Genomic DNA, 21,212 nt, shown 5'->3' with positions numbered 1-21,212 from the left:
GACTATGCCATGAGGTTTGTCGTATTAAGTTGTTTACTTTGGCTCAGTTGCCCTGTGCTAGCTCAAACAGAGCAGCCCACGGCGGTAACACAACTTGAACAGCTTAAGCAGCAGCTAATTCAGTTAAATCGTGAATTGTTTTTGCTAGAAGAAGAATTGCTATTTCCTCCAGAAACCCAAGTGGCCGTTTTTGTTTCGATAGATACGGGGCAGTTTTTTAATTTAGATAGCATACAATTACTATTAAATGATAAACCGGTTACTGCGCATTTGTATACTAAACAACAACTTGATGCATTAAAACGCGGCGCTATACAGCCGTTATTTAAAACTAATGTTAAAGCTGGCGAGCATCAACTAACGGCAGTTTTTACTGGGAAGGGGCCAGATAATACGGATTATCGTCGTGCAGTCAGTTATCAATTTATCAAAGAAGATGATGCCGTTTTACTGGAATTAAAAATCAAAGATCGCAGTAGTGATTATCAACCTGAGTTTATTGTTCAGCCATGGGCAAGCAATTAAACTTGCCGCTGCTAGCGGCACTCACGTTACTTTTTAGCTGGCTATGCAGTGCAGCAGACATTGAGCTAACTGAAAAACATTACCGCCAGGCAGCATGGCAGTTTTATTTACAGCAACCTGCAGCGGCCTTAGAAGCTTTGCAGCTAGCGCCAAGCCATGATGCCCGGACTCAGCTTTTAGAGGCGGGCTTATATCTACAATTAGCTATGCCATTACATGCTGCAACACTTTTAGAAACTATTTTAGCCCAGCCTGCAGATAACAAAGATAGTCTGCCGCAAGATTTACGCAATGTAGCTTTATTGCAGTTTGCACGTTTTCAATTAGAAGCGGGTAATAAAGCCTCAGCGAAACATTATTTGTCCCAAGTCAATATCAGCGCAGATAAGCAATACTTGGGGCAGCAACAGCTATTGAGTCAATTAATTAACTGGCCTCAAATTAGCCTGCCGACACAACCGGAATTTACAGCTTTAGCTGATCAAGCAGAAATGCCTTATATAATTAGTAATCAAGCGCTAATTATTGCTAAACAACAACCAGAGATTGCACAACAATGGTTAGCACAATTACAAGCTAGATTAGACCAAACTGCTAAGACTAATTTTTGGCAAAGCTTGTTTAGTGGTCATTGGTTTGTGTTAAACAGCCCGGAAGGCTTTTCTTACCCTAAGGCTGAGCGCCAAGGTTTAGTCGATTATGTTCAGCTAACACGCGCAGATCTTTATATTAAACAACAAAATTGGGCAGCGGCAGATGAAATATTAAGCCAGTTTGCTCAGCAAAGTGTTCTGAGCAGCAGTGCATTGACGCTTTATCAGAAAATATTGACCGAACAACGGCATATCCCCACCTTACTTGCCGTACTACAGCAACAGATTAAGCAGCAGCCTTTTAGTGAAAATGCATGGCAAGCTGCAACCTTAATTGGCACACAATTAGAACGAAATTCACAGTTCGAATCGGCTTTAGCAGCCTACCGATGGGCTGATGAGTATTACCAACAACAACAAACGAGTTTATTAAAAGAAGCTAATCCTTTAAATGTTAATCAGTTAGCTAAGCCATTATCAGCATGGCAGCAAATTCAGTTTAGTAATGATGAACAGCTATATCGCCTGCACCAACAAAGTATGATGTTACAACAATTAATAAATCAAGCGCCTGAACGTCAACAGCGGTTATTAAGATTACAGCAAGTGGCTGATTATAAACTAGCTAAACAACAAAGCTTATTAGAGACTCAGTTATCTAAACTAGAACAGCAGCGGCAACTATTAATTGAAAAAATTAACTCAGTACAAGAGCAAATAACTCATGAGCTCAGCAAGTCTAATTCACTATTTTTAAGTGAAGGTCTATTGCAGCAACAATTGGCAATGTTAAGCCAAGCCAAACAGCGCTCAACTTGGTTACAGCAACAGAAGAGTGAACAATACCAAGAGCAAGCGATGCGTGTTCAACGTCTAGAAGGCGTATTGCAATGGCAATATCTGTATCATCAATCGGCAAGAGAGTGGGCGTTAACCCAAAAACAACAAGCGCTCTCTAAATTGCTAGAGCAAGTCACCGCTAAATTGGAAAAATTAGCGCAATGGAGTAAAGGTGAAACCAGACTAGTGCAGCAACAGCAACGGATTAAGCAGTTAAATATTAATCAACAAAATTTAAATATGGCACTATTTAGCGAACAACAGCACACAGTGGCTCAAGTCAATCAAAGACTACAACAACATCGGATAACACAAGTAGAGAGACTGTTGCAATTACAACGGCATAACAAACAGGCAATGGCTAGGATGATGGAGCTGTTATTAACGGCGGCTTCTCCTATTAGTCCATTAAGTCGTCATGAGGCGACGGATGCGAATTAATCAATATTTAGTCTGTAAATTAGCTCTTGCCTTAACATTGGCCGGTTGTTCTATTTTAGACGAGCCAAAGACACCTGCTACTTTAAATCAATTGCCGGCCTTTGATCCTAGTGCTTTTTCTCAGCAGACAGAAATTACTGAGACAGCATTAGATGAGCTGTATCAGCAAATTCTTAGTTTGTCGCCTCAACCACAGATGCGTCAGAAAATTTTATATCGTTTATCGCAGCTTCGTACTCAGCAATTTGAACGGCAAGACTTGCCATTAGCCGCGGAAAAGTCAGCATTACAGGCTTTGATTATAGATTATCAAGCACTGTTGCAGCAGTATCCAGATGATCCGAATAATGAGCTGTTGCGCTATCAATTAGCGCGTAGCTACGATTTATTGGCGCAGCCTGATAATAGCTTGCAGCAGTTAACGCTGCTGCTATCAGATTACCCTGATTCTAATTTTGCTGCAGAAGCTTGGTTTCGCAAAGCTGATATTCATTATGGTAAAGGTGATTATTCTTTAGCCTTAGCAGCCTATCTTGAGGTATTAGATCAAGACGAGTCTAGTTTAAGTCAACACGCACGTTATATGGCGGGTTGGAGCCATTTTAAATTACAGCAATTTAATTTAGCGGATCAGCAATTTTTGCAATTGTTAGATCATAGCTATAACACCTTATTGATCGAAGATAAGCAACAAGGTTTACGCCAAGAAGTATTTAATATTTTAAGTATATCGTTAAGCTATCAGCAGCAGGCGCAAAGTTTACAAGCCTTATTGCAACAAGTCCGCTATGACAGTGGTGAAAGACCTCTAAACTTAGTAGCACAGCTTTACCAAGCTTTAGCTGAATTTTTACAACAAAAAGGTTTTACTGATAAAAGCTTGGCAAGTTATCGCTTATTTATTGCTGATTATGCTGATACCTATACTGCTGCTGAATTTCAGTTACAACTTATTGAACACTATCTTGCTACAGCTAATGCGACAGAAGTATTAACGGCGCAGCAGCAATATATAGATTTATTTAATACTGATTCTGCTTTTTGGCAACGCGCAAACGAAACTGAACAAAGCAAAGTGATCCCGCATTTATTACAGTATTTAAATTACTTTGCGCGTTATCATTATGCTCAAGCGCTGGCTGCAAAGAAAAGCGAGCAGCAGGCAGCTTTTAACCAGGCAATTCCTTACTGGCAGCAGATGCTAAATGTAGTCGATTCTAAAGCCTATAGTCAGGTGCTCCAAGAGGTGAAGCCAACGTCAATTGCCATAAATAAATTAGAATATAACCGTACTGATATTCGTTATTTATTAGCAGAATCTTATGCGGGCAGTCAGCAATTTGAAAACGCATATGCTTTATATGTTGATTTAGGTTATATGCAACTAGAGTCAGCCAGTCTATTTGTGCCACAAGAAGCAGCTTATAAAGCCTTAGTATTAGCTGAACAACTTGTAGCCAAAAAACGTGCCTTAAGCCAAAGCTCTGATTCTAAAAGTTGGACTTTTTATCAGCAACAATGGTTGCAGCAGCAAAATGATTTTGTTCAACATCACCCTGCGCACCCAGCAGCTCAGCAGGTTGCGTTACAGCAATTACAGCAAGATTACCGTGCTAAGCGCTATTTGCATGTTATAGACCAAGCCGGCAAAGTCATTGATTGGTTATACAAAACAGAGCTAAGTGAGCAGCTAGCTGCCGAGGCCTTGTTTTTACGCAGTCAATCTGAAATAGCATTAAATTATTTTAATCAGGCTGAACTAAGCTTACAGCAACTTTTAGCTTTGTCATTAAGCAGCGAGCGGAAAAGTTTAATTCAACAGCAATATGCCTCAAGTATTTATCAGCAAGCACAGCAACCAGATATAGAGGCATCGGCAGCGATAGCACACTTAACGCGTTTATTAGATGCATTGCCAGACTCCAGTTTTCATGAAGCTGCTCTGTTTGAAAAAATTGGTTTATTGATTAATCAAAAAAACTGGTCGACTGTGCCAACGTTACTTCAGCGTTATATCAAGCGTTACCCTAATTCAGAGCGCATAGCGGCTGCTAATGCGCAATTAATTCAGAGTTATCAACAATTAGGTCAGTGGCAGCTAGCTGCAGATCAACTATTGAAACATGCAACAACGAGTACCGAACCTAAGCAACGCCGAGAAGCGCTTTGGTTAGCTGCAGACTATTTCTTACAGGCTGAAAATATTGAGTTAGCAATCTCAACTTTTCGTGATTATGCCAATCAATACACTAAGCCGCATGACATTGCCCAAGAAGCGAGACAACACTTAGTTGAGTTATATCAATTGAAAAACGATGTCTATCGAAAGAATTTTTGGCTAGCTAAGTTAGTGAGTTTTGAGCAAGCAGAGCAAGGTACTGACTTTAGCCAAAGTAATGCTCGGACTCAGCAATTGGCAGCTGATGCAGCTTTAGCGCTAGGCGACCACGAGTTTGCATTGTTTACTAATGTTAAATTACGTCGGCCGTTACAAGCTAATCTTACTAAAAAACGTCAGCATATGCAGGATGCTATTGGCCATTATCAACAAAGCATCAGCTATGGTGTGGCAACAAGTTTACCGCAGGCACAATTTAGCATAGCTAAATTATATGAAGAAATGGCAAAAGCATTATTAGCATCAGAGCGACCGCAAGAATTAACGGCTTTAGCTGCCGAGCAATATGATTTGCTGTTAGAAGAACAAGCCTATCCATTTGAAGAGCAAGCCATTGAACTGTATCGACAAACAACAACCTTAGTTCAGCAACAACTCTATGATCCCTGGGTTAAACAAAGTTTTGAGCGATTAAAAGTTTTATTGCCTGCTGAGTTTGATAAAACCGAAGCTTACTTGGAGATTGCCGATGAAGCGCATTAAGCATAGCCTACTGCTAGTTTTGATGCTGTGCTCAGCCTGCAGCCAGCAGCCGACCCCTAGTAAACCGAGTGAAGCAGCGCTAAATGTGCCTGCTGAAACAGCTACTGCAGCTCAGGCGGTGCTAGCATTAAGTGATGATAATCAGAAACAGTTTGAACTTGCTAAAGTGTTAATGCAGAAACAAAATTTTGAGCAAGCGGCACAAGTGTTACAAGGCATTCTTAATCAAGACAAACAGTTTGCTGGGGTTTGGTATAACTTAGCGCTGTGTCAGTGGCAATTAAAGCAGCATAGTGAAGCTGAGCAAAGTTTGCAGCAAGCTTTGTTAGCTAAGCCTGGTTATAGCGCTAGTTTGAATCTGTTGGGTATCATATCTCGACAAAGCGGTAAATTTGCCCAAGCTGAACAGTATTGGCTTAGTGCATTAGAAGCTGAAGAGACGGCAAACGCTCATAAAAACTTAGCCATTTTGTATGAGCTTTACTTAAGCCAGTTAACTAAAGCGCAGTATCATTATCAACGCTATTATGCCTTAACGGCTGATCCTAAAGCTAAGATGTGGTTAGCGTTGATAGAGCGACAATTAGACGCTATCAGTGCAGAAACGGCTAAGGAGAATTTATGATAAACAGCAGGTATATGTTGATAGTAGGCATTCTAAGTGTCTTTGTTAGTGCAATAGTTATAGCTGCTGAGCCTGAAACTGTTAAGTTGCGCACCACTATTAGTGGTAACCAAGAGCAGCCCAAAACCATTTATATTCTGCCTTGGCAAACTCCAGTCAGTATTATACGGATCCCTGCCCAGCAGTTACCTGAACATGATAAAAGTGTTTCGCCATTAGATCGGCAACAGTTTTTACGTTTTATAGCCGTGCAGTCGGCAACTGTGAGCTTGCAAACAAAACCAGATAGCAACTAATAACAAAATAACTAATATAAATTATATGTATAACGAGGAAAAGCAGTATGGAGTGGTTTAACGGCATTGTGTTATTTTTACAACAAGGTGGAATTTTTATTTATCCTATCGCTTTTATTTTAGCCTTAGGTATTGTTATCGCGGTTGAACGCTGGTGGTTTTTAAGCTCGGTTCACCGAGTAAATAATAAAGCCTATTCGCAAGTGAAGTCAGCAGTAACACAAGCCGATTCTGGTCGGATCCTTGAGCTTGCCGCAAATAGCACTGCGCCTTTGTTGGCCATGTTAGCGAGTGGCGTTAATCGCCTGCAAGGCTCAAAACGCCGTGAAGACATGGAATATGCCATGGAGGAGGTGGTATTGGAGTATAGTCTTCGCTTACAAAAAAGAACCCCTTTTTTAGCCACTCTAGCTAACGTCGCAACCTTGCTTGGTTTATTAGGCACTATTATGGGCTTAATTACCGCATTTTCGGCAGTAGCCAATGCTGACCCATCTGAGAAGGCAAGTTTGTTGTCTGCAAGTATTTCTGTTGCGATGAATACCACTGCGTTTGGCTTAATCACAGCAATTCCTTTGGTGTTTATTCATGCTTTGTTGCAAGGTAAAACGGCCAGCGTCATCGATACAATGGAGATGACGGGCATCAAATTAATGAACAGTGTTGCAAAACGAACCACAGGTGATGCGGATGTTAAACAGGCGTAAAGCACAGCTTGCGGAAGCCGAGCTAGATATCACATCATTTATGAACTTAATGATTGTGTTAGTGCCGGTGTTACTGTTGAGTTTAGTGTTTGCCCAAATTCGGGTTTTGAATATTCAATTACCTGGCATAACCGAACAATTAATTCAGCAAGAGCGTGAGCAACCGCAGCAGCTTGAGCTTGAAGTTCATGCTGATAAGCTGCGTTTAAATTATCCAGCAGGTGTGCCGTTGCAAGAATTTGTTTTAACCGAACAGGGGCAGCTGGACTTCGCAAGCTTAAGTCTTTATTTACAAGATTTAAAGCTAACGTGGCAACAAAAACAAATAGATAAACAAGCTATTACCATTTTAGCTGAGCCAGATTTAGACTACCAAACGTTAGTCACGGCAATGGATACAGTGCGTTCTTTTAAAGCTGTCGTTACCGCACAAGTAGTCGATGCAGAGCTGTTTCCGTTAATCTCACTAGGCGAGTTACCGCAAGCGGAGAATGCGCCATGAAACAGTCATTTAGAGCTAAAAGGCTTGAGCGGCAAAATCGACGTTTAGCTCAAGCAAGCAAGTTAAACTTAGTTGCTTTGATGGATATTTTTACAATTTTGGTTTTTTTCTTAATGGTAAATCAGTCTGAAGTGAAAGTGTTGCAAAGTAATAAGGATATAAACTTACCGCAATCGACTTCTGAAGTATTGCCAACAGAAAAAGTGATGTTAACCATTACTGCCAATAGTTTATTGGTGCAAGGTAAAGCGGTATGGCAAGGTGACTGGCAAGCGATTATTGATAATGAATCTTTGGCAGTTAATGATGCGCTAAGTCAAGAGCTCGCTTATTTAGCGAGTCGTGGTGAAGCCTTACCCGAAGCATTAGTAGAAACGGGTCGAGCATTAACGATTTTAGGTGATGCAAGCACGCCTTATGCTGTTTTACGTCACATTATGACTATTTGTGCTAAAACCGAATATCGTGATATTTCGCTAGCGGTTAGTGCTACCGCAAAACCTAACGCAAGCGGGCAGGGGGCACTATGACAGCTATTAGTGCTTATAATGGGGCAGAAGAGTTAGCAGCAACGCAGTTAGACTGGCAATTTGAAGATAATCGATTTTATCGATTATTACTAATAGGTGCTTTTATCTGGCTTGTTTTGGCCATCATTATTCCTGCCTTAAAAGTGGAGATGCCAACTCGTCAGCAGTTAGAACAAGTGCCCGCTCAGCTTGCTAAGGTCATGCTAGAGCAGCGTAAAACACCTCAACTTGAGCCAGATCCTGAACCTAAGCCAGAGCCAAAACCTGAATCTAAACCAGAGCCTAAACCCGAGCCAGTAGCTGCAGAGAAAACGCCAACGGCCAAGCAGGATATTGCCAAAGCGCGACAAGAGGCGCAACAGACGGGGTTATTAGCTTTACAAGATGATTTAGCGGCAATGCGACAAAGTTTTAACGGCAATAAAAATCAAGCAAAAGTAAAAACAACAGGTCAGCAACAAGCAGCTCAAGTGCAGAGGGATCTGGTTAGCAATCAAGCGAAGCAACAGTTTGCTCAGCAACAAGCTGTAACAGCAACGGCTGATGTAGCGCAGACTAAATTAGCTGAAGTGGGAAATACGCAATTAAGCGCACAGCAAATTGAAGGATTAGCAGATCAAGAGGCCGTTAGAGGCATAGCTGCAAGTCAAGCTGATGATGATACAGAATCGGCGGTGACTAAAGGCCGCTCAGAGGCAAGAATACGTCAAACATTAGAGGCGAACAAAACCAGTTTATATGCCCTATATAGCCGCGCTTTACGTAAAAATCCCTTATTGCAAGGGAAGGTTGTGTTTGAATTTGTGATTAGTCCTGATGGCAGTATCACCGATGTTAAAGTGGTACAAAGTGAATTAAATGACCCTAAGCTAGAGCGACAGTTAAGCTTAAGGTTACAAAGTGTGAATTTTGGTGCAGAGCCGGTTGCTGTAACGCGATCACAATGGACGGTAGAGTTTTTACCTAGTTAAATAGCTGAGGTTGCTATGAACGTAAATTATATCACCACTGATTCAGAGCCAAAAAGCGTATTACTGAATTGGCTTGGTCGTATCAGTTTTACCTGTCTGCTGGCGTTAAGCAGCTTATCGCTTCAAGCTGGTTCTTTAGAGCAAGCTAAGCGACTACATGATCGTTTGGCAGGCGTCCCCGCGGATGCCGCAACCTTAAGCCAAATGCAGCAGCTAATTGACGCTGGTAATACTAAAGCCGCCGCTGAATTGGCATTGGAGCATCCTGACTTTTATCGGACAACGTTAAAGCTATTTGCTTCCGCGGCAACCAACCGTGATCAAGATGTATTTGAACCTTTGAACGATTACTCAGCTACCGTTATAGGGCTAATTCGTGATGATATCGATTTTCGGCAGTTGCTGCAGACCGATGTGCTCTATGTTGGCAGCGATAGTTTAGGCTTACCGAGTTATAGCAGTACCGATAATGCGCATTATCTTGCCCTTGAACAACAGGCTGTCGATTTAGCGCAGCATCTTGAGCCAAGAGCACAAAGTAGTTTAAATGCCATTCCTGCCTCTGCGACCGCAGGGGTATTGACTAGCCGAGCAGCAGCTAAAGCCTTCTTTTACTTAGGTACAAATAGAGCAATGTTTCGTTTTACTTTACTGAATCAACTTTGTACTGATTTAGAGCCATTACAGGATATTAGTATTAGCCCTGGCAGAATTCGTCAAGATATCAGTCGTAGCCCTGGTGGGGATAGTCGATTATTTAATAATAATTGTATTGGTTGTCACGCCGGTATGGACCCTATGGCACAAGCTTTTGCCTATTATGATTATAAATTTACAGATGATAATGGTGATAATGGTCAGATTTTTTATCAGGCTGCAGGTACGGTTAATCAGCAAACTCAGTCACAGGTACAACCTAAGTATCATATTAATTCAGGTAATTTTGTCTATGGCTATATCACACCTGATGATGGTTGGGAGAACTATTGGCGAGAAGGTCAGAATCAATCTCTTGGTTGGTCACAAAGCTTACCTGGCAAAGGGGCAGGTGCAAAAAGTTTAGGCGAAGAGTTGGCGAATACTCAAGCTTTTGCACAGTGCCAGGTGAAAAAAGTTTTTCGTACTGTGTGTTTACGCCAACCACAAACCTTAGCTGATGTGGATGCCGTAAGAAGTATTACCGAGCGCTTTAGTACAAGTGGTTATCGTATGAAGCAAGTCTTTGTTGATACTGCAACTTACTGTATGGGAGACTAAATAATGCGTTATTTCATACTGAGTTTGATGAGTGTTTTAACTTTATTAACCGCTTGTGGTGAGACAACAGTTGAACAAAATCCGCCTCCTCCTGTAGAAGTGGATAATAGTAATTACGATGGCCCTGCTGCTAAAACAGAAGCTATTCAGCAATTTAAAATAACCTTATGGGATAATATATCATCTAATGAGCGCTGTGGGGCTTGCCATAGCGCTAATAATACCGCGCCTTACTTTGCGCGTAACGATGATATTAATTTAGCCTATAGCGCAGCGCTACCTTTGGTTGATTTAACTGATGTATCTAAGTCTTTAATGGTAACTAAACTTGCGGGTGGTCATAACTGCTGGTTGGCTAGTGATAGCGCTTGTGCTGATACAATGAGCCAATGGTTACGAAATTGGGCTAACACGACAGAAGCTGAAGCTGCGACTATTACTCTAGTGGCACCTGTAATACGAGAGCCTGGTAGCAGCAAGGTATTACCTGATGATAGCGGTTTATTTAGCGATACCGTATACCCTCTTTTGCGTCAGCATTGTGTGTCTTGTCATGCGCCAAATGCTCCTCAAGTGCAATCGCCTTTTTTTGCTGATGAAAATGTAAATGCAGCTTATCAAGCAAGTAAGAGACTCATTAATTTAGATACGCCTGAGCTATCACGTTTAGTGATACGTTTGGCTAATGAATTTCATAATTGTTGGTCAGATTGCACTGACGATAGTCAAGTTATGTTACAGGCAATTACAACTATTGCCGATAATGTTGAATTAACACCGCTTGATCCACAACTTGTTCCTTCAAAAGCTTTGCGTTTAGATGATGGAGTAGTGGCATCTAGTGGAGGTCGATTTGAGTCAGATCAGATTGCTTTTTATCAATTTAAAACTGGCGAAGGTGCTATTGCTTACGACACCTCAGGTGTAGAACCTGCTGCCAACTTAACGATGCAAGGAAATATTGATTGGCTAACAGGCTGGGGTATAAAAATTAATCAGGGACGTGCTCAAGCTAGCACGCAAAGTAGCAAAAAACTCACTGATTTAATTAATGCAACGGGTGAAATGACTGTGGAAGCTTGGGTTATCCCTGCTAATGTAAGCCAAATGGGCCCAGCTGCAATAGTCAGCTATGCCGGTAGCGCGACGGAGCGTAACTTTACCCTTGGCCAATCGCAATATAATTATGACTTTATGTTGCGCAGAGGTACTAGTGCTGCCGATGGTTTACCGGCTGTGAGCACCAATGATGCCGATGAATTATTACAAGCTAGCTTGCAGCATGTGGTTATGACCCAAGACCCGGTAAATGGGCAGCGTATTTATGTTAATGGTGTTGATAGCGGTGTCAGTGCGGAGTCAGAGCCGTTACGGAATTGGGATCCTAGTTATGCTTTAATGATAGGTAATGAAGCCAATGGTAATAGACAATGGCAAGGCAGTATCCGCATGTTGGCATTACATAACAAAGCTTTAACCGCAGAACAAATTAAACAGAATTATGAAGTTGGGGTAGGACAGAAGTTTTATTTACTGTTTAGTATTGCTGATTTAATTGATCTTGCCCAGAGCTATATCGTGTTTGAAGTCGCTCAGTTTGACCAGTTCTCTTACCTGTTTAACCGTCCTTTTGTTGTTAACTTAAATGGTGATAACTTGCCTCAAGCTCTCTCTATTAGCGGTATGGCCATTGGTATTAATGGCCAAGAAGCGAGTATAGGGCAAGCATGGATTAAACATGAGTATAATTTGGATGTAAGTACTGACTTAAGCCAAGGACATGTATTATCAGAGCAGGGCACTATTATTCCAGCCGAACGTGGTGTGGCTAGCGATGAGTTTTTCTTATCATTTGGCGAAATTGGCCAGCATAGCCATGTTAGAACCGGGATCACTGTGCCGGTACAGCAAATTACTAGGCAAGTTGAACAAACCGCAGATATTGGCTTGCGTACTTTTGCAGAAATTAACGCCAGTATGAGTGCCTTAACAGGAGTGCCGCAGCAGCGGGCTGGAGTTGCCAGTACTTATCAAACGATTCAACGCCAGTTACCTGGCTCAGACAGTATTGAAACATTTGTATCAGCGCAGCAAATGGCTGTAACCCAATTAGGAATAGCCTATTGTAATGCGGCTGTTGATGATAATGCGATCCGTAGTCGATGGTTTGCGGGCCATGACTTTAGCTTAAGTCCAGCCCAAACCTATAGCCCAACTAATAGAACGCAATTCTTACAGCAACTGTTAGATCAACTTATGCCATTATCTGCTTCTTCAGCTGCGCTTCGTAACGCTGCAGAAGTTGAAGTAGACGGTTTAATTGATAGGTTAAGCCAATGCGGAGGAAGTTGTGGTCCAGAGCGAAGTGCAACTATCGCAAAAGCGGCTTGTACTTCAGTATTAGCTAGTGCGGAACTGCTGTTGCAGTAGGAGAAAAAAATGAAACAACCTAAAGCATTACACCCTGACAGTCCGTTACTACATAATTGTCATAGTAAGCCGGTAACTCGGCGTGACTTTATTGCTACAGGATTAAGTTACGGCGCTGCAATTCTTACCTCCGGCTCGGTGATGAGCATGTTTGCTAACCCAGGTAAAGCCTTTGCTGATTTAGCACCTGATTTAGAACTACTAAAACGTCAATGTGGTATTAATGTTGAGGGTGCAGGTAAGATTCCTTTTATTTGTTTTGATTTAGCAGGTGGTGCTAGCATTGCTGGCTCTAATGTTTTGATTGGCGGTGCAGGTGGTCAGCATGACTTCCTATCTACTCAAGGCTATAACAAACTTGGTATTCCTGCGGATATGGTCCCTGGTGCTGTTAACGCGGCCAATCCGGCAGAAGGGTTTATTAATACTCAGTTAGGCTTAGCATTTCATAGTGATTCTGCTATGTTGCAAGGTATTTTAGAGCGCACTAGCATGGCGACTCAAGCCATGACAAATGGTGCAGTATTACCAACACGTTCTGAAAATGATACTAGTAATAATCCACATAACCCAATGTATGCTATAGCTAAAGCGGGTGCGAGTGGCTCGTTAATGCCATTAATAGGTTCACGTAGCTCAGACTCTGGCGCTAACTCTATGGCACCACAAGCTTTTTATAATCCTGAGCTTAGACCCACGAAAATTGATAGACCCAGTGATGTTACCGGCTTGGTTGATGTTGGCGATTTATTTGGTTTATTAAGTCAAGATGATGCTGTTGCGGTTATGGAGTCGATTCAACGTATTAGTGACAGTAAGTTAAATCAAGTACAGACTAAAATTACAAAAGATGCAGTAATTAAAGACTTAGTGCGATGCGGCTATGTTAAAAGTGCTGATCTTGCTGATAGATTTGGTAATCCTGCAACCTTAGATCCTGCTGCCGATCCCGACATTGTTGGTGCGGCTGGTATATTCAGTGTTGATGAATTTAATAGTGATGCTGAATTTAGAAAAACTGCCTCAGTGATGAAATTAGTTATTAATGGTTTTGCTGGCGCGGGGTCTATTACCATGGGGGGGTTTGATTATCATACTGGCGAGCGAGGCACAGGTGAATTACGCGATTTACGAGCCGGCCGTTGCATGGGAGCTTGTCTTGAATATGCCGCACGTATGAATAAACCTTTGATGATGTATATCTATAGTGATGGTTCGGTCGCAAGTAATGGCCGAATTGATGAGTCAGAGTTTGGCCGCGGAAAAGGTGAGTGGACTGGAGACAATTCATCTACAGCCGCTTCGTTTATTCTAGTCTACAACCCACAAGGTAGGCCTAATTTACTTGGCTCTTCGCCTGAAGAACAAGCTAAGCATCAACAAATTGGATTTATGCGGGCAGATGGCTCTGTTGAAACCGGATCTTCTATGGCAGCTAATAATGTTAATTTATTAGTACAGACAGTGTTATTAAACTATATGGCGTTGCATGGTGAGCAAGGTCAGCTCAGCACAGTCGCACCTTTTCATGGATTAGGTAATGCAGCCAGTATGGATAGGTTAACCGCTTTTGCTCCGATTGTTTAAGTGGTGCAGTAGCTAATGCATATTGTCAAGATATAGGCTTAGTGTAAATTGCTATTGCTGAGCTAAGCCGCTAGAAAAGTGCATTTTTTTAGCGGCATCAATAAAGATAGCCTCATACTCAGGTAAACGTTCAATTAACTGCATGCCTTGCTCTAAGCCTAAGACAAATAAACTAGTGGATAAGGCATCGGTATAAGTGGTGTCGGCACCAATTACACTAACACTTAATAAGCCAGTACTACTTTTACCTGTACTTGGGTCGATAATATGATGATAACGAATACCATCTTCTATAAAAAAACGTTCATAGTCTCCCGAAGTGCTGATAGCTGTATCCATTAATGGCAGTTGTGCGGCAAAACGATCGTCTTGGCGAGGGTGTTTTATTGCTACTTGCCAAGGCAAACCTCGTTTATCGCCTAGCAATCGAGTATCGCCTCCGGCGGTAATTAATGCATGTTGTATTCCGGCTTTGGCTAACAGTAAACTCGCTTGTTCAACAGCATAACCTTTAGCTATCCCGCCTAAATCAACTTTGACACCAGGTTTTGCATAACGCACTTTATTGTCGGCTAATAATAAAACACTTTTATAATTAATTAGTTGTTTAGCTTGTTGTAACACTTTTGGATCAGGCTTTTTATGTTGACGATAATCATAATAAAAACCAATAGAAGCAAAGGTGATATCAAAGGCGCCAGCAGTTTGGTTGGAGATATCTGTTGCGCGTGATAATAACTGAAATAATTCGGTTGAAACCGTTATGTTTTCAGTGGCGGCAAGTGTGTTGAGTCGGCTTAATTCACTTGTTGCAATATAAGGGCTCATTAGCTGGTTTATGCGTTCAAATTCGGCTTGTACCTGCTGTATTAGCTGAGCTGCTGTATCAGAGTCTTGGCTATAAAACTCAACATAAGCAGAAGTCCCCATGGTTTCAAAAGGTAAGCGGTGCCACTGGGAATAAGCACTCTGGCTAATTAGTAAACTAATAATAGTAATTAAAAGGCGTGTCATATATTTGGCAGGCTCGCAAGTAAAGCGCTTAGTTGAGTGTTTTAATCAGTATTGTGGCAAAGACGAGTAGTTAGCACAATGAGTTTTTAAATCTAAAGTAGACGTCTAGATGTTTATTGTTGACATGTTGAGTTGTTTTTAGCACAGTTGTCTTATTGTTAACTTTAATATTGAATGAGTATTTGCTATGCCAATTAATGTGGTTGATCAATTGCCAGCTGTCTCTGCTTTATTAGCTGAAAATGTTTTTGTGATGACTCAAAGTCGGGCGGTAGAACAAGATATTCGGCCACTAAAAATAGCGATCCTTAATTTAATGCCTAATAAAATTAACACAGAAATTCAGTTGTTGCGTTTACTAGCTAATAGCCCGCTACAAGTAGATATTGAGCTATTAAGACTGGACGATCATATTAGTAAAAATACGCCCGAAAACCATTTAAACTGCTTTTATCATTATTTCTCTGAGGTAGAACATAAAAACTATGATGGCTTAATTATTACCGGTGCACCTTTGGGCTTAGTTGACTATGAAGAGGTAACCTATTGGCAGCAATTTACTGCTATATTAGCTTGGGCAGATAAGCATGTTACCTCAACAATGTTTTTATGTTGGTCGGCTCATGCCGCTTTGTATCATTATTATAATCTAGCGGCACAGATAAAAGAGCAAAAGTTATCAGGTGTTTACTGGCAGCAGGTTAATCAGTCATCTGTGCCATTAGTGCGTGGGTTTGATGATGCTTTTTTAGTGCCACATTCTCGTTATGGCCAAGTAGCCATAGAAAAATACCAACAGCAGGCTGACTTACACATTTTAGCCGGTGCTCAGGCAACGGGAGCTTATTTATTGCAAAATACCAGTGGTAGCCGAGTTTTTGTCACTGGACATCCAGAATATGATGCCAGTAGTTTAGATGAAGAATATCAACGTGATCTAGCCGCAGGCATTAATAGCAGTATGCCTGAAAACTACTACCCTAATAATGATGTGACTCAAGCACCCCTTAAAATGTGGCAAAGCCATGCTTTTTTGCTATTCAGTAATTGGCTTAATTATTATGTCTATCAAGCTACGCCTTTTGATCTTAATAAAATTGGTCAGGTAATAGAGTAACTTACATAAAATGAGAAGTAGTATTGGTATACTGATGATAATGCACTTATCTAGATGGAATATTTATTAATAAACGCCCATAGTATTAGTAATGACACTAACTAATAACAATAACAGCGAGTTTACCCAATGAGTTATCCCTCTTTACCCGAACCTCATGCCTTAGCTGTATTGGCATTAATTGTGTTAGCACTTATTTTATTTAGTCGCGATAAAATCGCTATTGAAACATCAAGTTTAATAATTTTAGTTCTGTTATCTATTGGTTTTACAGCATTTCCTTATACTAGTGGGCAAGGAGAGACGCTTGAGGCTGTACACTTCTTTAGTGGTTTTGGCCATGAAGCGTTAATTGCCGTCTGTGCCTTGATGATTGCCGGTCATGGCTTAGTCCGAACTGGTGCTCTTGAGCCTTTAGGTAGGAACCTTGCTCGCTTATGGAAACATAGCCCTGCGTTAAGTATGTTGCTAACCCTTATCTTGGGCGCCTTGCTCAGTGCTTTTGTTAACAATGTACCTATTGTTATTTTATTACTGCCGATTTTAATTAGTGTATCGCTACGCACCGGCACCTCATCTACCCGTAAATTAATGCCTATGGGCTTTGCAACATTAGTTGGAGGCATGAGCACTAGCATTGGCACCTCGACTAACCTATTAGTTGTCTCTGTTGCAGCAGACATGGGCATGCATAAAATTCAAATGTTCGACTTTTTTATACCTGCCGCTATTGTTGCTGCTATTGCCATTCTCTATTTGTGGTTAATTGCTCCACGTTTATTACCGCCACGAAAAACGACGCTAACAGATACCTCACCTCGGCTATTCTCTGCTCAGTTAGTCATGCTAGATGAAGGGATCGGTGAGAGTAAAACCTTGTCCGAGCTAATTGAAGCGACCGGTGGCGCTATGGAAGTATCACGCATTATGCGCGATAAGGGCACTTTTATTATGCCTTTACCGGATACCCATATTCATGTTGGTGATAGGTTATTGGTCAATGATACTCCCGATAATTTAAAAGAGTTTGAGCGGGTACTCAAGGCTACCTTATATGTTGGTGATACTCGCGTAGATGAAGAACACCCTTTATCTGGTGCTGGCCAACAAATAGCTGAAATAATTGTAGTGCAAGGCTCTCCTTTACAAGGTATGACATTACGCCAATTTAACTTTGATGACCGCTACCAATTATTAGTGTTAGCTATTTCTAGAAAAGGCAGTACTTTGGCAACCTTGAGAGAGAAAATAGAGCAAGTTCGGTTACGCACAGGTGATATTTTGCTGGTGCAAGGGCAAGATAAACACATTACTGAAATTAAGCGAGCCGGTGACTTATTAGTGCTTGATGCCACTGCAGATTTACCTTATACCGATAAAGCTATGACGGCATTGTTTATAATGGCGGCTATCATTATTGTTGCCGGCCTTGGCTTAGCAACCATTGCCATTAGTGCAGTTTGCGGTGTGCTATTGATGTTATTAACCCGTTGTTTAACATGGCGTCATGCGTCTATGGCGCTAAGTACACAGGTTATTTTGATTGTTGTGGCCAGTTTAGCGCTGGGCTTCGCTTTATTGCAGACAGGCGGGGCAGAATATTTAGCTCAAGTATTTGTTGCCTTAACAAGTGGTGCATCGGCTCCTATTATTTTGTCTGGTTTAATGTTGTTAATGGCCATATTGACCAATATTGTTAGTAATAATGCGGCAGCTGTAATAGGCACGCCTATAGCAATTAGTATTGCAAGGCAGTTGCAGCTCGATCCCGAGCCATTTGTTATAGCGGTTTTATTCGGCGCTAACATGAGTTATGCCACGCCAATGGCTTATAAAACAAACTTGCTAGTAATGAATGCCGGTGGTTACACCTTTATGGATTTCGTGCGTGTTGGGGTGCCACTAACGCTGATTGTTTGGCTGAGCCTGTCTTTTATACTACCCATAATGTATGGGCTGAGTTAATTATGGCAATGACAGTGGTAATCATCAGTTTGTGCTTACCACTGTGTTTTGAATTTTTTCTGTTCTGTTTGTTATTTATTCGGCCTAAGTTTAAGGCTAATTTAGGCCTGCGATTCTTTGCGTAAAATTTTATCTAAGTAACCCATCGCAAAGGCAGATAGAACAAAAGTAATATGAATGAGCAAATACCACTGTATTTTGTCGTTACTGATATTCTCTGTATTCATAAATACTTTTAATAAGTGAATTGACGAAATTGCGACAATAGACGCAGCGACTTTATTTTTTAATGAACTCGCATCAAGTTTACCAAGCCAACCTAATTTATCATCGTTCTCTTCTAAATCGAGCCGAGAAACAAAGTTCTCGTAGCCAGAAAACATAACCATAACAATTAAGCCGCCAACTAAGGTGATATCGATTAGCGATAAAACCACTAAAATTAAATCTATTTCTTTCATTGTGAAAATGATAGGGATAATGTGCCAAATTTCTTGAAAAAATTTAATACCTAGCGCGAGTAAAGCCAAACTTAGCCCTAAATAGATTGGCGCCATAATCCAACGTGATGCATACATTAATCGTTCAAAAAATGCTTCCATAAATACCCCTAAAATTTTTATTCTGTATTATCCGGTGTTCTTGTTCTGGGTCAAGTTGTAATAAGTGTTGATTTTTGCGGCGGTTACCGCATATTTTTGCACCTTGCCGCATTATTGCAGCGTAATTTTTATAGTGTGGTAGCGTTAAAATTCAGTGGTTATTGGGTGGTTGAATGTAATGAAGTTATGTCGGATAGTCAGCGCGACGTTGTTACTTGGCTGTTTTGCAGTAACAGCACAAGAAGGCTTTTGGCAAGCATCGCAATCGGCAGAGATAGCGGCTCAATTAGTTAAGCAAGGTGCTAAGTTAAAAGCGCAGTCTTTACATAAACTTATCGACCTTAGTGTCCAAGCTAGCGTAAAAGTAAATAATTGTAGTGGTGTTTTTATATCTAAGCGTGGGTTAGTGCTAACTAATTACAACTGTATTGCCGATAAAATAGGCTTAACCGTATCTGAGCACTTATCTAGCGATCTAACGGGACTAAGCCCAGACTCTGAGCTGCCACTAACCGATGTCCAGTTAACTATTCCACAACAAACTGAAGATGTAACTTTAATTATTAAACGTCAGCTTGATTCTTCGCTATCTGCTGTGCAACAGCAATTTTTATTGCAACAACTTACTAAACAGTTGGTTACTGAATGCGAGCAAGAGACTAAATTAAACTGCCAAATCCATGCCGACGACACAGGCTTAAAGTACAGCCTAGTAAAATCTTTTACTAGTCGAGATGTTAGGTTGGTTTTTACGCCCAATGATGCATTAGCGCGCTTAGGCCAAAGGCAAGATGTGGCAACTTGGCCTCAATACAATTCAGATTATGTCTTTTTGCGGGCTTATACTGATGTTCAAGGTCAGTCTGCTGCATATGAGTTAAAGAATATTCCATACCAATCTAAACACTTTCTTACCTTGTCTAATAAAGGCATATCTGATGGTGAGCCAGTGTTAGTGGCAGGTTATCCCACTACGAGTGAGCGTTATCAAACTGCATCTGCACTGGCGCGGCAGTTTGAACAACTGATGCCTTTACAAATAGATTATTACCAACAAGCTTTAGAGCTATTACAGCAACAAACTAAAACTGATCAGCAACTTGCTGCTAAATATCAAGATCAAATACAACAGCTGAAGCATATTATGGCAAAGCAAGAAGCTAAATTGGCTAGGTTCCAGCATAGCTCAGTGTTCAAAAATAAGTTGGCAAAAGAGCAGAAACTACAGGAGTGGATTAGCGGCAGCCCTGTAAGGCAAGAGCTATATACGCAAATTTTACAGCAAGTTTTTCAACTTAATCAGCAACAGCACCAACAAGCCTTGCGAGATTTAACCTTAAAAAACTTAAGTTATGTGCAACTGCCTACTTTAGCGCAACAGTTATATCACTATGCCATGCTACGGGAGAATGATCAGGCAAGCAGTTTGGCATTACAACTAGCTAAAAAACAACTCATGTCACATATAGAGCAAATTGAACAAAATTTTGACAGTCGCATTGATCAAAGTCTAGCTGTTCATTTTTTAGCGGAATATGCCAAATTACCTGCAGAGTTGCGCTTAGCTGATTTAGACCATTACTTTGCTTTAAATGATGGTTTTAATTTAGAAATCGTTCGCCATAAATTAGCTGCCATATATCGTGGTTCTCAGTTAAATGATCCTGAACAACGTAATGCTTGGTTAACCGCGTCTGTGAAGCAGTTTGAACAAAGCCAAGACACTTTAATTAGCTTTGCGGTTGCGATGCAAGCAAGTCATGAAAAATTATCTCAACATCGATTACAGCTTAAAGCCAAGCTTAATCAAGCCTGGCCTGCTTATGTAGAAGTATGGCAAGCTTTTAATGATGCCAATAATCAAAGCTCTTATGCTGATGCAAATGGCACTATTCGGTTAAGTATGGCGACAGTTAAAGGCTATCAACCTAGAGATGCGGTATGGTATCAGGCCTTTAGTTCAGCGACCGGCTTGATCGAGAATTTCGCGCATTTAGAGCAATCTAGCGCTATACAACGTATTATTCAGCAACTGGTGCAAACTAAGCAGCAGCAATTGCCGGTGAATTTTCTGAGCAGTGCGGATATAACTTCAGGTCATGCAGGCGCTATGACCTTAAATTTACAAGGTGATATTGTTGGTTTAGTCACAGGTGGCGCCTGTGAAACAGTCATAAGCCCTTGGCATTATGATGAAAAACAAAGCCGTGCCATTCATCTTGATGCTCGATATATTATATGGCAATTACAACAGAATAAGGCCGCTAACGCGTTATTGACAGAGTTAAACTTAGGCCACTAGCTTTTTTGTTTGGATTGATTATTAACT

General features: G+C 41.1%; 17 protein-coding genes. 15 read left to right on the top strand and 2 right to left on the bottom strand.

The annotated features are described in order from the left end of the window. The first annotated feature begins 9 nt into the window (after window positions 1–9). The 12 genes from ACRCA4_RS07535 to ACRCA4_RS07480 are packed head-to-tail and all read left to right on the top strand — an operon-like array spanning window position 10 to window position 14,185. On the top strand, window positions 10–525 hold the full coding sequence (locus ACRCA4_RS07535) for an AraC family transcriptional regulator (protein WP_433186382.1): 516 nt from the start codon (window positions 10–12) through the stop codon (window positions 523–525). After that, on the top strand, window positions 510–2,399 hold the full coding sequence (locus ACRCA4_RS07530; RefSeq protein ID WP_433186379.1) for a hypothetical protein: 1,890 nt from the start codon (window positions 510–512) through the stop codon (window positions 2,397–2,399). The genes ACRCA4_RS07535 and ACRCA4_RS07530 overlap by 16 nt, the downstream gene beginning before the upstream one ends. Then, window positions 2,389–5,280 carry a tetratricopeptide repeat protein gene (locus tag ACRCA4_RS07525; protein ID WP_433186376.1) on the top strand — a complete coding sequence of 964 codons (2,892 nt, stop codon included), beginning with the start codon at window positions 2,389–2,391 and terminating at the stop codon, window positions 5,278–5,280. Before ACRCA4_RS07530 ends, ACRCA4_RS07525 begins: the two co-directional genes overlap by 11 nt. Then, window positions 5,267–5,905, top strand: a complete 639-nt coding sequence (locus ACRCA4_RS07520) for a tetratricopeptide repeat protein (protein WP_433186373.1) — start codon at window positions 5,267–5,269, stop codon at window positions 5,903–5,905. Before ACRCA4_RS07525 ends, ACRCA4_RS07520 begins: the two co-directional genes overlap by 14 nt. Continuing rightward, window positions 5,902–6,201, top strand: a complete 300-nt coding sequence (locus ACRCA4_RS07515; RefSeq protein ID WP_433186371.1) for a hypothetical protein — start codon at window positions 5,902–5,904, stop codon at window positions 6,199–6,201. The genes ACRCA4_RS07520 and ACRCA4_RS07515 overlap by 4 nt, the downstream gene beginning before the upstream one ends. Before the next feature lie 47 nt (window positions 6,202–6,248). After that, on the top strand, window positions 6,249–6,908 hold the full coding sequence (locus tag ACRCA4_RS07510) for a MotA/TolQ/ExbB proton channel family protein (protein WP_433186368.1): 660 nt from the start codon (window positions 6,249–6,251) through the stop codon (window positions 6,906–6,908). Continuing rightward, the gene (locus tag ACRCA4_RS07505) at window positions 6,892–7,410 is read left to right on the top strand and encodes a biopolymer transporter ExbD (protein WP_433186365.1); all 519 of its coding nucleotides are present in this window, start codon (window positions 6,892–6,894) and stop codon (window positions 7,408–7,410) included. Before ACRCA4_RS07510 ends, ACRCA4_RS07505 begins: the two co-directional genes overlap by 17 nt. Further along, window positions 7,407–7,940: an ExbD/TolR family protein gene (locus tag ACRCA4_RS07500; protein ID WP_433186362.1), complete on the top strand. Its 534-nt coding sequence runs from the start codon at window positions 7,407–7,409 to the stop codon at window positions 7,938–7,940. The genes ACRCA4_RS07505 and ACRCA4_RS07500 overlap by 4 nt, the downstream gene beginning before the upstream one ends. After that, window positions 7,937–8,911, top strand: a complete 975-nt coding sequence (locus tag ACRCA4_RS07495; protein WP_433186359.1) for an AgmX/PglI C-terminal domain-containing protein — start codon at window positions 7,937–7,939, stop codon at window positions 8,909–8,911. Before ACRCA4_RS07500 ends, ACRCA4_RS07495 begins: the two co-directional genes overlap by 4 nt. A gap of 15 nt (window positions 8,912–8,926) precedes the next feature. Then, window positions 8,927–10,168 carry a hypothetical protein gene (locus ACRCA4_RS07490; protein WP_433186357.1) on the top strand — a complete coding sequence of 414 codons (1,242 nt, stop codon included), beginning with the start codon at window positions 8,927–8,929 and terminating at the stop codon, window positions 10,166–10,168. A gap of 3 nt (window positions 10,169–10,171) precedes the next feature. Beyond that, window positions 10,172–12,598, top strand: coding sequence for a LamG domain-containing protein (locus tag ACRCA4_RS07485; RefSeq protein WP_433186354.1), 2,427 nt, complete (start codon window positions 10,172–10,174; stop codon window positions 12,596–12,598). Between the two features lie 9 nt (window positions 12,599–12,607). Beyond that, entirely contained in the window at window positions 12,608–14,185 is a 1,578-nt protein-coding gene (locus tag ACRCA4_RS07480; protein ID WP_433186351.1) for a hypothetical protein, read from the top strand. Between the two features lie 51 nt (window positions 14,186–14,236). Here ACRCA4_RS07480 and ACRCA4_RS07475 read toward each other — a convergent pair whose 3' ends face one another. Next, entirely contained in the window at window positions 14,237–15,199 is a 963-nt protein-coding gene (locus tag ACRCA4_RS07475; protein ID WP_433186348.1) for an FAD:protein FMN transferase, read from the bottom strand. 187 nt (window positions 15,200–15,386) lie between these two features. Here ACRCA4_RS07475 and ACRCA4_RS07470 point away from each other — a divergent pair, with 187 nt between their 5' ends. Further along, window positions 15,387–16,316, top strand: a complete 930-nt coding sequence (locus ACRCA4_RS07470) for a homoserine O-succinyltransferase (RefSeq protein WP_433186345.1) — start codon at window positions 15,387–15,389, stop codon at window positions 16,314–16,316. 129 nt (window positions 16,317–16,445) lie between these two features. After that, window positions 16,446–18,281, top strand: a complete 1,836-nt coding sequence (locus ACRCA4_RS07465; protein ID WP_433186342.1) for an SLC13 family permease — start codon at window positions 16,446–16,448, stop codon at window positions 18,279–18,281. A 101-nt stretch (window positions 18,282–18,382) separates the two neighbouring features. Here the strand turns inward: ACRCA4_RS07465 and ACRCA4_RS07460 are convergent, their stop codons facing one another. Next, window positions 18,383–18,883: a TIGR00645 family protein gene (locus tag ACRCA4_RS07460; protein ID WP_433186339.1), complete on the bottom strand. Its 501-nt coding sequence runs from the start codon at window positions 18,881–18,883 to the stop codon at window positions 18,383–18,385. A gap of 178 nt (window positions 18,884–19,061) precedes the next feature. Here ACRCA4_RS07460 and ACRCA4_RS07455 point away from each other — a divergent pair, with 178 nt between their 5' ends. Beyond that, entirely contained in the window at window positions 19,062–21,185 is a 2,124-nt protein-coding gene (locus ACRCA4_RS07455; protein WP_433186336.1) for a S46 family peptidase, read from the top strand. Window positions 21,186–21,212 lie beyond the last annotated feature (27 nt).

It is taken from the genome of Rheinheimera sp. WS51 (assembly GCF_050936095.1).
In the GTDB taxonomy this organism is placed as follows: Bacteria; Pseudomonadota; Gammaproteobacteria; order Enterobacterales; family Alteromonadaceae; genus Alishewanella.
The sequence above is the reverse complement of the archived record's forward strand: the minus strand, read 5'-3'. Positions and strand labels throughout refer to the sequence as shown.

What these genes read in the sequence shown, in the direction of transcription:
- ACRCA4_RS07535 (WP_433186382.1), top strand. Translation starts at nt 10, where the DNA reads ATGAGGTTTGTCGTATTAAGTTGTTTACTTTGGCTCAGTTGCCCTGTG.
- ACRCA4_RS07530 (WP_433186379.1), top strand. Translation starts at nt 510, where the DNA reads ATGGGCAAGCAATTAAACTTGCCGCTGCTAGCGGCACTCACGTTACTT.
- ACRCA4_RS07525 (WP_433186376.1), top strand. Translation starts at nt 2,389, where the DNA reads ATGCGAATTAATCAATATTTAGTCTGTAAATTAGCTCTTGCCTTAACA.
- ACRCA4_RS07520 (WP_433186373.1), top strand. Translation starts at nt 5,267, where the DNA reads ATGAAGCGCATTAAGCATAGCCTACTGCTAGTTTTGATGCTGTGCTCA.
- ACRCA4_RS07515 (WP_433186371.1), top strand. Translation starts at nt 5,902, where the DNA reads ATGATAAACAGCAGGTATATGTTGATAGTAGGCATTCTAAGTGTCTTT.
- ACRCA4_RS07510 (WP_433186368.1), top strand. Translation starts at nt 6,249, where the DNA reads ATGGAGTGGTTTAACGGCATTGTGTTATTTTTACAACAAGGTGGAATT.
- ACRCA4_RS07505 (WP_433186365.1), top strand. Translation starts at nt 6,892, where the DNA reads ATGTTAAACAGGCGTAAAGCACAGCTTGCGGAAGCCGAGCTAGATATC.
- ACRCA4_RS07500 (WP_433186362.1), top strand. Translation starts at nt 7,407, where the DNA reads ATGAAACAGTCATTTAGAGCTAAAAGGCTTGAGCGGCAAAATCGACGT.
- ACRCA4_RS07495 (WP_433186359.1), top strand. Translation starts at nt 7,937, where the DNA reads ATGACAGCTATTAGTGCTTATAATGGGGCAGAAGAGTTAGCAGCAACG.
- ACRCA4_RS07490 (WP_433186357.1), top strand. Translation starts at nt 8,927, where the DNA reads ATGAACGTAAATTATATCACCACTGATTCAGAGCCAAAAAGCGTATTA.
- ACRCA4_RS07485 (WP_433186354.1), top strand. Translation starts at nt 10,172, where the DNA reads ATGCGTTATTTCATACTGAGTTTGATGAGTGTTTTAACTTTATTAACC.
- ACRCA4_RS07480 (WP_433186351.1), top strand. Translation starts at nt 12,608, where the DNA reads ATGAAACAACCTAAAGCATTACACCCTGACAGTCCGTTACTACATAAT.
- ACRCA4_RS07475 (WP_433186348.1), bottom strand. Translation starts at nt 15,199, where the DNA reads ATGACACGCCTTTTAATTACTATTATTAGTTTACTAATTAGCCAGAGT.
- ACRCA4_RS07470 (WP_433186345.1), top strand. Translation starts at nt 15,387, where the DNA reads ATGCCAATTAATGTGGTTGATCAATTGCCAGCTGTCTCTGCTTTATTA.
- ACRCA4_RS07465 (WP_433186342.1), top strand. Translation starts at nt 16,446, where the DNA reads ATGAGTTATCCCTCTTTACCCGAACCTCATGCCTTAGCTGTATTGGCA.
- ACRCA4_RS07460 (WP_433186339.1), bottom strand. Translation starts at nt 18,883, where the DNA reads ATGGAAGCATTTTTTGAACGATTAATGTATGCATCACGTTGGATTATG.
- ACRCA4_RS07455 (WP_433186336.1), top strand. Translation starts at nt 19,062, where the DNA reads ATGAAGTTATGTCGGATAGTCAGCGCGACGTTGTTACTTGGCTGTTTT.